Genomic DNA, 12693 nt, shown 5'->3' with positions numbered 1-12693 from the left:
GGCCGGGCGGGGTCATTCGCCGGTGGCGCCGTCTATACGTTCCCGGATCAGGTCGGCGTGGCCGTTGTGGCGCGCGTACTCCTCGATCATGTGCACATAGATCCAGCGCAGGGAGATCTTCTTCTCCCTGCTGAGCCCGGTGTCGTCCAGCGAGCGGCCGGCGGCGGCCTCCCTGGCGGCGGTGATCTCCGCCTGCCAGGCGTCGAAACCCTGCTGCCCGGTGTCCGCCTCGGTGAGGTGGAACTCGCCGTCCGGGTCCTCGTCGGAGTAGAAGAGGGGCGGCGCCTGCTCGCCGGCCAGCACCCGGCGGAACCAGTGGCGCTCCACATCGGCCATGTGCCGCACCAGCCCCAGCAGGCTCAGCGAGGACGGGGGCACGCTCGCCTCCCGCAACTGCTTGTCGTCCAGGCCGCGGCACTTGTCGGCCAGCGTGCTGCGGTGGTAGTCGAGCCAGCTCTCCAGCATGGTGCGCTCATCGGTACACAGCGGCGGATCGACGCGTTCGGTAGTCATGGCGGACATCATGGCCGCCGCCCCGCCGGGCCCACCAGGCAATATCGGTCCCTTCCGGCAGGGGGAGGCCTCCGGGGCGGTCGGCCGTCCGGTACCCGGGCGCGTCCTGTCGTGCCGTGCCCCCGTGGCGGTCCGGTCAGCCCCCACCCGTGGGCGGTCGGTCGGCCCCCACCCGTGGGCGTCCGACGGCGCCGTACTCGTGAGCGGTCGTCGGCCGCTACTCGCGGGCGTCCGGTCGTCCCGTGCCCGTGGTGGGCGTCGGCCCCCACCCGTGGGCGTCTTGTGGCGCCGTACCCCTGGGCGTCCGGCTCAGTGCCGCTCCCGGACCGCGCCCGTCCGGGACAGGCGAGCCCGGTGCGGCGGGCGCACCGGGGCGGACGGCCGCCGGAGGCCCCGGGCACCGCACACACCGGCGTAGAGCGCCAGCGCCGCCATCGACCCGTACACCGGCCAGTCGCCCCACCGGACGAAGGGGCTGGTGCCGCCGCCCAGCGGCACCGTGTACACCTGCGCGCCGGTCCGCGCGGTGCTCAGCCGGGGGCCGACCGGGGCACCGCGCGGCCCGAACACCGCGCTCTCCCCGGTCAGCGTGGCGTGCACCATCGGACGCCAGGTCTCGGCGGCTCGCAGCGCCGCCAGCGAGGCGTGCTGGGCCGGAGCCCAGCTGTGCTGGAACGTGGAGGTCGAGGACTGTACGACCAGCAGCTGCGCCCCACGCCGCGCCAGGTTCCGGCTCATGTCCGGGAACGCCGACTCGAAGCAGACCAGCGGCCCCACCCGAGCCCTGGCCCGCCCGTCGGGAGCGCGGACCACCATCACCACCTGGTGGTCGCCGCGCCGGCGGTCCTCACCGGCGGCCTTGCCCACCGAGGTGGCCCATCCCAGCACCGAGCGGGCCGGCACGTACTCGCCGAACGGCACCAGCCGCATCTTGTCGTAGCGGTCACCGGTCGGTCCGTGCGGGCCGATCAGCACCGAACTCTTGTAGATCCCGGGCTGGTCGGAGCGCCGGGCGTCCACATTGACCAGCAGGTCCGCACCGACCTCGCGGGACAGCCTCGCCAACCGCCGGCTCAGGTCGGGGCGAGTGGCCAGGTCCTGGCCCACACTGCTCTCCCCCCAGACCACCAGGTCCACATGCCGGCCCGCCAACTGCCGGGTCAGCCGCTCACCCCGGTCGAACCGGGTCTGAGGACCGCGCACCACACCCGGCTGCACCACCGCCACCCGCAGCTGGCCGCCGTGCGGCGGCACCGGTGCCCACGCCCACACCCCGGCGGTGGTCGCGGCGCACCCGGCCAGCCCGGCCACCGCCGCGGCCACGGTGCGCGCCCGCGCCACCGCGATCAGCAGCACCAGCGCGGTGTTGACCGCGACCAGCAGCCAGCTCACCAGCCACACGCCGCCCACCGAGGCGAGCCGCAGCGCCGCGGGAACCTGCCACTGACTGGCGCCCAGCAGCCCCCAGGGACCGCCCAGGTACTGCCAGGACCGTACGAGCTCCACCATCAGCCAGCCGGACGGCAGCAGCACCAGGGCGGCCAGCGCGCGGCCGGGGCCCGGCGCACCGCGCATCAGCCGGTGTGCCAGCCAGCCCCATGGCGCCCAGAGCAGCCCGAGCAGTGCCGCCAGCAGCAGGATGAACACATGCAGACTCGGCATCAGCCAGTTGTGCACCGCCAGGAGCAGCCCGGCTCCGCCCAGCCAGCCGTCCAGCGCCGCCCGCCGCCCGGTCGGCGCCGAGCGCACCAGCAGCAGCCAGGGGACCAGCGCCACGTACGCCAACCACCACAGGGACGGCTCGGGGAAGGTCAGCGCGGGCAGTGCGCCCGCCACCAGCGCCGCGGCGCCGCGCCACCAAGGAGATTCCAGTCGGCGCCCCCAGCGGCTTCCGTGGTCGAGCGACATCCGCACGCCGTGCCTCCCTCGTCCCACCAGGAACACCCGGTTCCCAGTGTGCGCGACGGAGGCGATCGGGCACAGGGTGCCGTGCCCCTTGGCCTTCGCGAGGTGAGCACGGCGTCCGGAACGACGCGGTCCGCAGTTCCCGGACACGCGGGTGACCGTCCTGGGATCACGGCCGCCGGGTGGACGCCGAGGGGCTGTTCCCGGACACGCGGGGGCTCGTTACCGGGGCACCTCGGCAGAGCCGGCTGCCGTCGCCGTTCCGGACCCGGTGCCGTTCCGTACACGGCGGGGACGGACGGCGCCGCCGAGCGCGCGGGCGCCGACCGGGCGGACGCCGCCGCCACCGGGAGGCTCCGAGGAAACCTCGGCGTGCGCCTCGTCGATCCACCACTGGCCGCCGAACTGTGTTACTGTTCCTACGTTGCAGTTGTGGTACCCATGAATTTATGTGCGCCTGACGGGAATGTTTCTCCTTCGGGCGCATTATTTATTTTCCGGCATCTCCGGATGGGGCCTCTGCCTACAGAAGGAGAAGGTCATGGCACAGGGAACCGTGAAGTGGTTCAACTCTGAAAAGGGTTTCGGCTTCATCGAGCAGGACGGCGGCGGCCCCGACGTCTTCGCCCACTACTCGAACATCGCGACCCAGGGCTTCCGTGAGCTCCAGGAGGGCCAGCGGGTCACGTTCGACGTCACCCAGGGCCAGAAGGGCCCGCAGGCGGAGAACATCGTTCCCGCCTGATCGCCGGACGCGTATCCACTCACCGGGGTCCGCACCGTCATGGTGTGGACCCCGGTTTGTGCTGTTTTCAGGAAGGCAGATAACCGCATGTCCCGCAGGTCTCGGAATTCGAACCGGCGTACCTCGTCACCCCCGCCGCCCGCGTCGTCGCCGAGGGAGTTCCGGCTGCCGGAAAGCACGACCCCCGCACTTCCCGCCGTCGATGACTTCGCCGGTCTGGACATGCCCGCGGGGCTGCTGAAGACCCTCACCGCGCAGGGCGTGACCACCCCCTTCCCCATCCAGGCCGCCACCCTGCCCAACTCGCTGGCCGGCCGTGACCTGCTGGGACGGGGACGTACCGGCTCCGGTAAGACCCTGGCGTTCGGACTGGCGCTGCTGGCCCGCACGGCCGGACTGCGTGCCGAGCCCAAGGCCCCGCTCGCCCTCGTGCTGGTGCCCACCCGGGAGCTGGCCCAGCAGGTGGCGGACGCGCTGACCCCCTACGCGACGGCGGTGAACCTCCGGCTGGCCACCGTGGTCGGCGGGCTGTCCATCACCAAGCAGGCCAATACGCTCCGGCGCGGCGCGGAGGTGGTGGTGGCGAGCCCCGGCAGGCTCAACGACCTCGTGGAACGCGGGGACTGCGTGCTCGACGACGTACGCATCACGGTCCTGGACGAAGCCGACCAGATGACCGACATGGGCTTCCTGCCGCAGATCACCAAGATCATCCAGCAGGTGCGGCCGGACGGGCAGCGGATGCTCTTCTCGGCCACCTTGGACCGCAACATCGACCGCCTGGTGCAGCGGTTCCTGACCGACCCCGTGGTGCACTCCGTGGACCCGTCCGCGGGAGCGGTCACCACCATGGAGCACCATGTGTTCCACGTCATGGACGAAACCGACAAGAAGGCCGTCACCACGCGGATCGCGGCCCGCGACGGCCGGGTCATCCTCTTCCTCGACACCAAGAGGTCCGCCGACCGGCTCGCCAAGCGGCTGCTGGCCGTCGGAGTCCGCGCGGCGGCCCTGCACGGAGGCCGCTCCCAGCCGCAGCGGAACCGCACCCTGGAGCAGTTCAAGGACGGCCGGGTCACCGCCCTGGTGGCGACGAACGTCGCGGCCCGCGGCATACACATCGACGACCTCGACCTCGTCGTCAACGTCGATCCCCCCACCGACCACAAGGACTACCTCCACCGGGCCGGCCGCACGGCCCGTGCCGGCGGCTCCGGCAGCGTGGTCACCCTGGTCCTGCCCGAGCAGAAGCGGGACGTCACCCGGCTCATGTCGGACACCGCCATCCGCCCCCGGACGGCCCGTGTGACATCGAGCGACGCGGTACTGGCCACCATCACCGGCGCCCGGGAGCCCTCCGGGGTGGCCGTCACCATCGAGGTGCCCCAGCCGGCGACTCCGGCGGCGTCCCGCGCGGACCAGAAGGGCGGCACCGGGTCCGGCAGGCGACCCGCCCGCCGGCGCCGAAACGGCGGCACGTCCGAGGGGGCGGCGACGGGCGCCGCCACCGGGACGGGGAACCGGGGCGCCAACCGCCAGAGCGCGTCCAGGGCGACGGCCGCCGGCGGCGCCGGGGCCACCGGCGGGCGCGGATCCACCCGCCGGACGCGATCCGGTGGGGCCACGGGCGGCGCCGCCGGAGCGGGTGGCCGCGGCTCCGACCGCCGGGGCGGCCGCCGTCCCGCCGGCTCCTAGCACGCGATCGGCCACCTCTCCGGCACGGTGAGGCGCGGTACGCCGCCGGGGCACCCCTGACACGGGGCGCCCCGGCGCCGGGCCACCAAGGCGCCCCGGGCTCGCCGCGGTCGGGCTGCGGCCCGCAGTCCCCCCAGCGCCGGCGCCGTATCCGGGTGCCAGTCGGTCGGCGCCGCCCCCGACGGCCGGGGCCCGCCGTCTCCCAGGCGCCGTCGCAGCCGAGCAGGTCTCGGGGCGGGCAGCGAACAGCGGCTGCGCACCGCGATCGACCGACCAGTCCCCGCACGGGCCTTGGCGGAGTACCGCGGCCCGTTCCCTCCGCCCGCGGCGCACGGACGCGGTCCGCAACCGGAAGAAGATCCTCGATGCCGCCCGGGAGCGGACCGCCGCTCGCGGCCAGGCATCGGGACGGCCGCGCACGGGCGCGGCCCTGTGCGGTCGGCCTTCTCCGCAACCACCGCCCGCGACCGGCGTGAGCACCCCGGCATGCGGCCCTTGCGGGTTGGCGGGCCTCGGTGCCGAGCGTCGAGGGCTGATCGCGTGGGCCGGTGCGGTCTCCGCGGGCGGGGCCCTCAGGCGGTCCTGCGGCCCAGGAGTGCGAGCAGGCGCTGCTGGGGGTCGGCGCCGGGTGGAGCGGGGAGGGCCGGTGCGTACATCCCGGTGGCCGCGAACCGCTCGGCGACCGGCGCGATGGCGGCCAGGCACGACTCGACCGCCTCCGCGTCCAGCGTCACGCCCACTCCGGCGGACTCGGCGAGGTCCCAGGCATGGACCAGCGGCTCGATGACGGCCGCGGCGAGGACCGCTTCGACGGTGAGGCGACCCTGCGGAGTCATGACCTCGGCGGCGGGCTCCGCGGTCTCCAGCAGGCCCCGCATCCGCAGGTCCGCCGAGAGCCAGCAAGCCGCCGGTTCCTTCCGCGCCGACAGGGCGTCGGCCGGGTCGGCCAGCGGGGCGAGCGGGCCCTGACCGGTGATCAACGAGGCGACCTGCCGCTGACCGTCCACCAGGTGCCCGAGCACCTGGCGGGCCGTCCAGCCCTCACAGGGGGACGGGGCTTCCCAGCGGCCGACCGGGAACTCCCGGACCACACCGGTCGCCTGGCTCAGGACGCGCACGTACCGGGTGAGGACAGGATGCGCTCGCATCACGACTCCATTCGATGGGAGGGGGACATCAGCGGTTCCAGCCCGCGCCAGGCGGCGAAGGCCAGGGTCGCCGCCGCCTCCTCACCGGTCTCCCCGCCGGCCAGCAGGAACCGGGTGTGTTCATGGGCCGGTCCGATCCAGATGGACACGACCACGTCGAGGGACGGGCTGCCCGTCCACCCTCGGGGTCGCAGCCAGTCGGCGACCGCGGTGAAGAACGCCCGGCTGGCCGCGGTGATCCGCGGGTTCCGCCGTGGTGGGGACCAGCCGATCGGGCTCAGGAGGAAGGAGGCGAGCCGCGGCTGCGCGGCGCTCCAGGCCAGGTCCCGGTGGACGACGCCTTCCACGCCGTCCCGCAGCTCGCGGTCGGGTCCCAACTCCTCCAGCAGTTCGGCGTGGTGCGCCTCCAGTCCCTGGAGGTACACGGCCTCGGCCACGTCCTCCTTGGTGCGGAAGTGGTGGAAGAAGCTGCCGCTGCTGACACGGGCCGCCCGGCGTACCTGCTCCACCGTGGTGTGCCGCACACCCTGGTCGAGGAAGCAGGCGAGGGCGGCGTCGACGATGCGCTGACGGGTCTCGGAACCGCTCATCGCCGCAGAGTAACACTCTGGAGTGGCACTCCAGTGCCTGTAGGTTCCCAGGGATGACCTGTGCCGCCGTCCGCACAGGCGTTCCTCCTGCTGCCCGTCCGTGGGAACGGCAGGGAATCGATGGCTGGTTATAGGGGTATTTCGTTACCCCTGTGCCCGGCGGACGCTCAAATCCAGGGGTATCGGCCGCGGATGGCCGTGTGGTAGACGTAAAATCCCGCCAAGATGGCGCTGTTGCGGATTTACCGCGGACCGTGCCGGAAACATGGCATACGGAAATCCCGATCGAGCGAAGGATTATTCGGCACATGGGCGAGCAGCGAGAAAGCAGCACCTGGGTACGCCGGTTCCATCCCTCTCCGGAGAGCCGGGTCCGGCTGGTCTGCCTTCCCCACGCCGGGGGCTCCGCCCCCTTCTACTTCCCGATGTCCCAGGGGCTGTCTCCGGCCGTCGACGTCCTGTGCCTCCAGTACCCCGGACGCCAGGACCGGCGGCTGGACCCGGCCATCGAGAACATCCCCGACTACGCGGACGCCATCGCCGCCGAGTTGGCACCCTGGCTCGACAGGCCGACCGCCTTCTTCGGGCACAGCATGGGAGCCGTCCTCGCCTACGAGGTGGCGCTGCGCCTGGAGCGCTCCCCGGCGACCAGCCCGATCGCCCTGTTCGCCTCCGGGCGCCGGGCGCCCTCCCGCTACCGGGAGGAGAGCGTCCACCGCCGCGACGACGACGGCATCGTGGCCGAGATGCAGGTCCTGAGCGGCACGGACGCCCGCATCCTCGGCGACGAGGAGATCCTGCGCATGGTGCTGCCGGCCATCCGCAGCGACTACACCGCCATCGAGACCTACCGGTCCGAGGAGGGCCGCACCGTGCGGGCCCCCATCACCGTGTTCACCGGTGACAGCGACCCCAGGACCAGCCTCGAGGAGGCCGAGGCCTGGCGCACCCACACCACCGGGGACTTCGACCTCCATGTCTTCCCTGGTGGACACTTCTTCCTGGCCAACCACGCGGAGAAGATGATGCAGATCATCTCCGAGAAGATTTCCCTGGCCGCTTCGCCGAGTTCCTGAAATCCGCCGCCGATTCACATGGGCCGGCAAAGGCGGGGCCATCGCGTATTCCGGGCGGGCAGGTCGGCGCCCTGACGGCCTTCCTGGTGGTGGGGCGGGGCCTTGAAGGCATTCGGGGTGGCGGGCCGGGTTCCTGGCGGAGCCGGCTCGCCACCCCGGCCGCGGTGCCGATGCCGCTTCGCGAGGTTCACGCCTGGCGTGTCGGCAGCACGACCACCTGGCGCAGGTTGACATGCCGTGCCCGGCTCGTGGTGAAGGCGACCAGGTCCGCGATCTCATCGGCGGACAACCCGGTCAGCGCGTCGAACATGCCCGCCAACTGGCCGGACAGCTCCGCGTTGTCGATATGGCTGCCCAGCTCGGTGTCCGTCAGGCCCGGCTCGATGTTGGTGACGCGGACGTCGCGGGGGCCCAACTCCGTACGGAGGGACTGCGAGAGATAGGTCAGTGCCGCCTTCGTCGCCCCGTAGACCGCGTAGTGGGGGAACGGTATGTGCGCGCCGATCGAGGAGATGTTCACCAGATCCGCGGTGCCCCCGGCCTCGGCCGCCGCGATCAGGTCGGGGGTGAACGCCCGGATGACGCGCAGCGCACCGGCCACGTTGGTGTCCAGCATGCGCTGCCACTCGTCGACGCGGCCCTCGGTGACCGGGTTCGGCAGCATCACGCCGGCCGCGTTGACCACCAGATCGACTCGGCCGTACGCGGTGTGCACCCGCTCCACCGCGGCGTCCACGGCGGCCTGATCGGTGACGTCGGCGGCGACCGCGAGGGCCTGCCCGCCGTCCGCCTCGATCGCGGTGGCCAGCTCGGCCAGCCGCTCCGCCCGGCGGGCGAGCAGCGCCACCCGCACACCGTGCGAGGCGAGCAGCCGGGCGGTGGCCTCGCCCATACCGCTGGCGGCTCCGGTGACCACGGCGGTGCGTCCGGTGAGGCTGTCGTACGACATGAAGGAACTCCCAGGTGGTGGAGGTGGCCGCCGAGCGTGCCCCGGCGATGACCACCACCGTGCACCGGACCGTCGGCGCTACCCAGGGCTGCCGTTTTCCTGGGTCTGGCAGTACCAGGATGGGATCGGCGCCGCGGCCTAGGATCAACGGCATGCATCCATCCACGGACGGGGAACTCGGCGACTTCCTGCGCTCCCGGCGCGCCCGGATCCAACCCGCTCAGGTGGGCCTTCCCGACCACGGCCGGCGCCGCGTGCCCGGCCTGCGCCGTGAGGAGGTCGCCCAGCTCGCGGGCGTCAGCGTCGACTACTACATCCGCCTGGAGCAGGGCCGGGGGCGTTCCGTCTCGGACGCGGTGCTGGACGCCATCGGGCGTGTACTGCGCCTGGACGACACCGAGCGGGAGTATCTGCGCGCGGTGGCCAGGCCCGCCGCCGCCCACCGCGCCTCGGTGGCCGGGCAGCCGCCCGCGAAGGTCCGCCCCGGACTGCGTCTGCTGCTGGACACCATGGACCGGGCGCCGGCGTTCATCCTCGGCCGGCGTATGGACGTACGGGCGTGGAACGCGCCGGCCGACGCGCTCCTGGGCTTCTCGCGGATGCCGTCCGAGCGGCGCAACATGCCGCGTCAGGTGTTCCTCGAACCGCGGACCCGCGAACTGTACCCGGACTGGCCCGCGGTGGCCGCCGAGACGGTGGCCCATCTGCGGCTGTACGCCGGAAGCCACCCGAAGGACGGAAAACTCGCCACCCTGGTCGGCGAACTGTCGCTGGCGAGCGAGGACTTCCGACGGCTGTGGGCGGACCACCAGGTCAAGGAGAAGGCCCACGGGGTGAAGCGCATGGCGCACCCCGTGGTGGGCGAACTCACCCTGCCCTACGAGACGCTGACGCTGCCCGGCGAACCGGACCAGGCGCTGGTGGTGTACACCCCGGAACCGGGTTCGCGGACCGAGGAGCGGCTGCGGCTCCTCGCCAGCTGGGCGGCGACTCCCGGCGGCGCCGACGACCAGGCGGCGTCCGGAAGCGGAGTCCGGGTGGGAGAGTCTGACTGAAAGTCGGCGCAACTTTTCCGCGCTATTCGGCATTTTGGCGTACTTCATGGGCGAAGAGGAACGCCTCGTCAGGCCGTGCGCTCTTAGGGTGCGCCAACGGCCGGGGTCGGCCCGGCCGTGGCTGGAGGGGGGAACCACCCAGCATGTCCGCACCCATTCGTACCCGAAGGGGGCTGATCGCGGCCGGTGCCATCGCCGCCGCGCTCTCCCTGGCCGCCGTCACGCCGGCCCTGGCCGGGTCCAACACCCCGCGCACCACCGCGAACACGTCCACATCCGCGAACACGTCCACGTCCGTGAAGGGCGACCCGCGCGCCGTCATCTCCCGCGTCTCGGATTTCTACGGCGCGTACATCGACGCGATGTGGGATGGCAAGGCCCCGGCCGCAACCGCCAGTGCCAAGGCGCTCCGCGGGTTCTACCTCTCGACCGAGGCGCAGAGGAAGGTCGCCGCGTACGAGAAGAGGGAACACGCCAACGGGATCCTGTTCGCCCAGAACGTGCCGGTGAAGTGGGAGGTCACCTACACCGGTTCCGGCGCCGGGCACGCGACCTCCAGGGTCACCCTGACCTGGAGCGACGGCCGCAATCCGCAGGTCACCAGGATCGATGTGCAGTCCGACCTGGCGACCCGCAAGATCACCGACCTGCGCCGGGCCCGCTGATCACCGCCGCCCGGGGCCCGCGGTCTGGTCCGCGGGCCCCGGTGGCCGGGATGCGCCAGCGGAGTGCGGCGGGCCGGGTGCCAGAGGGTCCGCGAGTCGTACGGCGGGCCCCGAGTGCCGGGGGTTCGCGGGTGCGGTGCGGCGGGTCCCCGGTGCCCAGGGTGCCCGCGTGTGCGGCGGGGCGGCTGCCGGGCCGGCTCGACAGGGCGGCGGTGACGTGCGCTGCCCGGCTCCCGCGCTCGTCCGCCAGGTGGCCGTCCCTGCCGGAAATGCGGTGGAGCCGTATCGAGCCCTGCGGCTAGGTTCGCGGGATGAGTACTCGTACCTTCCGCATCATGGTCCGCGGGGTCTTCGACGGCCTCGGTGAGGAGCAGCGTGCCGAGCTGCTGGCCCGCGCCGCCGAGCACGACATCCTGCACGCGGCGTTCACTCCCGAGGGGAACCTCAGCTACGACCTCGCCGCCCGGTCCGCCTTCACCTTCCGGTTCCTGGACTCGGGAGAGGCCGAGGAGGACATCCTGGAGGCGACCGAACGCGCCGAAGCCGCCGCGAAGGACTGGCTGACGCAGCGCGGCTACGGCTACAAGAACCTCAGGTCCCAGGCGGAGGACCTCTCGCAGGCACCCCTGGGCAAGCGGCAGCGCCGCGCCGCCGCCCAGCGGAACCGCTGACCTGGTGACGGTGCCCCCAACCGCCCTGCTCCGGACGCCGGCCCGGGTGCCGCGCCTGTGACAGGGCCGGGCGGCACGGGGACTTATCCAGTGGATCGGGTGGGGCCAGGGCTCTAGCATCGGCCCGATGAAGGTGAACTCACTGGGGTTCCGGACCGACCTGATGCTGCGGAGAATGGCAGGCTCCCTCATCACGGCACACCCCTCCCACCTGGTCGTGCGCACGCCCGCCAATCCGGGCTACTGGTGGGGGAACTTCGTGCTCTTCGACGCACCGCCGCGCCAGGGTGACGGGGCGCGGTGGTCGTCCGTGTTCTCCGGCGAGTTCCCTGATGCCGCGCACCTGGCCCTGGGCGTGGACGGCACCGACGGCGACGCCGGAGACGCGTCCGAGCGCGACCGCCTCGGTCTGACCACCGAGGTGAACACGGTGCTGACCGCGACCCGGCTGATTCCTCCCGCCCGGCCGGACGCGGACACCCTCATCCGGCCGCTGACCGGCGACGAGGACTGGGCCCAGGCGAAGGAACTCCGCTTCGCCACCGAGGACGGCGGGGTGCCGTCCGCCGAACACCGGCAGTTCCTCGAGGGCAAGCTGGCCGAGTACCGCAGGCTCTGCGAGGCGGGGCACCTGACCTGGTTCGGCGCGTTCGTCGACGGCCGGATGCGGGCCGGCGCCGGCCTGTGCGCCGACGGCGGCGGGTTGGCCCGGTTCCAGAACGTCGAGACCCATCCCGGCTACCGGCGCCGGGGACTGGCCTCCGCTCTGGTCCACCACATAGGCGACTGGGGACTGCGCGAACTCGGAGCCCGGACTCTCGTCATCGTCGCCGACCCCGACTACCACGCGATCCGCATCTACCGCGCACTCGGCTTCGCCGACACCGAGAAGCAGGTCCAACTCCACCGGCCGCCAGTGCCCGGCGGAGACGTCGAGGCCTGATCACGCGGGCGGTCGGAGACCGGGCGGCTTGGTGAACTCCGGGACCGGGGGCGTCGGCATCGGTGATGCCCCCCCGGCCCGTCGGCCTGTCCGCCCGCGCTGTGCGGCGGCGGGCGAGGTGGCCCGATCGGAGCTGCCCGAATCCAGGAAAGGTGACCGGGGTAACAGCATGCACGCTGCGTCATGCCCCGTCAGGTGACCGTTGGCCGGCCGGTGTGTCGGGGCACCCGCTGACCGCCGCGTTGAGCAGGGGCGACGCGACTTCCCGGGCATGCGTCGTGCGCTTTCCCGGGCTGTCCACCGCTGCCAGGGATCCTCACGGAGTGTGGGGATCACCAGCGGTTCGTCATTCATCGCAACGTCGGGCCGGGGCCTGGATGTTCCCCGTTCAGCTGTGAGATTTCGCCATTCCGGTATGGCTTTCCAGCCATGCGCGCGTCCCTGCATGATCCGTGGCCGCCAGGAGTCGCAGAGAAGGTGGGCGGAGTATGAGGGTTGATGAGGCATCCGAGGACACGTCGGTCGGTGTGCCGCCGCGCTCGGAGGAGTCGCCGGGACAGTCGTGGCTGGTGTCGCGGGGACTGCTGATGGAGCGCGGGCCGCGGCGGACGCTGGCGCTGGCCACGTTCATCAGCATGGTCGGCAACGGGCTGTTCATGACGGGTGCCGCGCTGTTCTTCACCCGGGTGGTGGGGCTGTCGGTGGCGCAGGTCGGTCTGGGGTTGGGCGTGGCGGCCC

12 protein-coding genes and 1 pseudogene are annotated in these 12693 nt (G+C 72.5%); 8 read left to right on the top strand and 5 right to left on the bottom strand.

The window, feature by feature from the left end:
• Positions 1-12: 12 nt before the first annotated feature.
• Positions 13-513 carry a DinB family protein gene (locus tag E4099_RS06485; protein ID WP_135337977.1) on the bottom strand — a complete coding sequence of 167 codons (501 nt, stop codon included), beginning with the start codon at positions 511-513 and terminating at the stop codon, positions 13-15.
• A gap of 309 nt (positions 514-822) precedes the next feature.
• Positions 823-2421 (bottom strand): apolipoprotein N-acyltransferase, encoded by a 1599-nt coding sequence (gene lnt / locus E4099_RS06480; RefSeq protein ID WP_135337994.1) that lies wholly within the window; start codon positions 2419-2421, stop codon positions 823-825.
• Between the two features lie 538 nt (positions 2422-2959).
• Between lnt and E4099_RS06475 the strand changes: the two genes are divergently transcribed.
• Together E4099_RS06475 and E4099_RS06470 are read left to right on the top strand one after the other, a co-directional pair.
• On the top strand, positions 2960-3163 hold the full coding sequence (locus E4099_RS06475) for a cold-shock protein (protein WP_031013754.1): 204 nt from the start codon (positions 2960-2962) through the stop codon (positions 3161-3163).
• An 87-nt stretch (positions 3164-3250) separates the two neighbouring features.
• On the top strand, positions 3251-4858 hold the full coding sequence (locus E4099_RS06470) for a DEAD/DEAH box helicase (protein WP_135337976.1): 1608 nt from the start codon (positions 3251-3253) through the stop codon (positions 4856-4858).
• A gap of 572 nt (positions 4859-5430) precedes the next feature.
• Here E4099_RS06470 and E4099_RS06465 read toward each other — a convergent pair.
• Complete coding sequence (locus E4099_RS06465) at positions 5431-6006, bottom strand: TIGR03086 family metal-binding protein (RefSeq protein WP_135337975.1); 576 nt, start codon at positions 6004-6006, stop codon at positions 5431-5433.
• Positions 6006-6596 carry a TetR/AcrR family transcriptional regulator gene (locus E4099_RS06460; protein WP_135337974.1) on the bottom strand — a complete coding sequence of 197 codons (591 nt, stop codon included), beginning with the start codon at positions 6594-6596 and terminating at the stop codon, positions 6006-6008. The genes E4099_RS06465 and E4099_RS06460 overlap by 1 nt, the downstream gene beginning before the upstream one ends.
• A gap of 308 nt (positions 6597-6904) precedes the next feature.
• Between E4099_RS06460 and E4099_RS06455 the strand changes: the two genes are divergently transcribed.
• Positions 6905-7672 (top strand): thioesterase II family protein, encoded by a 768-nt coding sequence (locus tag E4099_RS06455; protein ID WP_135337973.1) that lies wholly within the window; start codon positions 6905-6907, stop codon positions 7670-7672.
• Between the two features lie 187 nt (positions 7673-7859).
• On the opposite strand, the gene E4099_RS06450 is transcribed toward E4099_RS06455, so the two are convergent.
• Complete coding sequence (locus E4099_RS06450) at positions 7860-8621, bottom strand: SDR family oxidoreductase (RefSeq protein WP_135337972.1); 762 nt, start codon at positions 8619-8621, stop codon at positions 7860-7862.
• Between the two features lie 152 nt (positions 8622-8773).
• Between E4099_RS06450 and E4099_RS06445 the strand changes: the two genes are divergently transcribed.
• The 5 genes and pseudogenes from E4099_RS06445 to E4099_RS06425 form a co-directional block, all read left to right on the top strand.
• The gene (locus E4099_RS06445) at positions 8774-9676 is read left to right on the top strand and encodes a helix-turn-helix transcriptional regulator (protein WP_135337971.1); all 903 of its coding nucleotides are present in this window, start codon (positions 8774-8776) and stop codon (positions 9674-9676) included.
• Positions 9677-9819: 143 nt separating this feature from the next.
• Complete coding sequence (locus E4099_RS06440) at positions 9820-10341, top strand: hypothetical protein (RefSeq protein WP_135337970.1); 522 nt, start codon at positions 9820-9822, stop codon at positions 10339-10341.
• Between the two features lie 311 nt (positions 10342-10652).
• Positions 10653-11012 (top strand): DUF6204 family protein, encoded by a 360-nt coding sequence (locus E4099_RS06435; protein ID WP_135337969.1) that lies wholly within the window; start codon positions 10653-10655, stop codon positions 11010-11012.
• Positions 11013-11139: 127 nt separating this feature from the next.
• On the top strand, positions 11140-11955 hold the full coding sequence (locus tag E4099_RS06430) for a GNAT family N-acetyltransferase (protein WP_135337968.1): 816 nt from the start codon (positions 11140-11142) through the stop codon (positions 11953-11955).
• A 488-nt stretch (positions 11956-12443) separates the two neighbouring features.
• Positions 12444-12693: pseudogene (locus E4099_RS06425) on the top strand (hypothetical protein); the annotation flags it as partial.

The organism is Streptomyces palmae, assembly GCF_004684805.1.
Lineage (GTDB): Bacteria > Actinomycetota > Actinomycetes > Streptomycetales > Streptomycetaceae > Streptomyces > Streptomyces palmae.
This window is presented reverse-complemented; position numbering and strand designations above follow the sequence as displayed.

Coding starts and splice junctions, on each gene's coding strand:
- E4099_RS06445 (WP_135337971.1), top strand. CDS start 8,774: ATGCATCCATCCACGGACGGGGAACTCGGCGACTTCCTGCGCTCCCGG.
- E4099_RS06450 (WP_135337972.1), bottom strand. CDS start 8,621: ATGTCGTACGACAGCCTCACCGGACGCACCGCCGTGGTCACCGGAGCC.
- E4099_RS06435 (WP_135337969.1), top strand. CDS start 10,653: ATGAGTACTCGTACCTTCCGCATCATGGTCCGCGGGGTCTTCGACGGC.
- E4099_RS06485 (WP_135337977.1), bottom strand. CDS start 513: ATGACTACCGAACGCGTCGATCCGCCGCTGTGTACCGATGAGCGCACC.
- E4099_RS06430 (WP_135337968.1), top strand. CDS start 11,140: ATGAAGGTGAACTCACTGGGGTTCCGGACCGACCTGATGCTGCGGAGA.
- E4099_RS06475 (WP_031013754.1), top strand. CDS start 2,960: ATGGCACAGGGAACCGTGAAGTGGTTCAACTCTGAAAAGGGTTTCGGC.
- E4099_RS06455 (WP_135337973.1), top strand. CDS start 6,905: ATGGGCGAGCAGCGAGAAAGCAGCACCTGGGTACGCCGGTTCCATCCC.
- E4099_RS06460 (WP_135337974.1), bottom strand. CDS start 6,596: ATGAGCGGTTCCGAGACCCGTCAGCGCATCGTCGACGCCGCCCTCGCC.
- lnt (WP_135337994.1), bottom strand. CDS start 2,421: ATGTCGCTCGACCACGGAAGCCGCTGGGGGCGCCGACTGGAATCTCCT.
- E4099_RS06465 (WP_135337975.1), bottom strand. CDS start 6,006: ATGCGAGCGCATCCTGTCCTCACCCGGTACGTGCGCGTCCTGAGCCAG.
- E4099_RS06440 (WP_135337970.1), top strand. CDS start 9,820: ATGTCCGCACCCATTCGTACCCGAAGGGGGCTGATCGCGGCCGGTGCC.
- E4099_RS06470 (WP_135337976.1), top strand. CDS start 3,251: ATGTCCCGCAGGTCTCGGAATTCGAACCGGCGTACCTCGTCACCCCCG.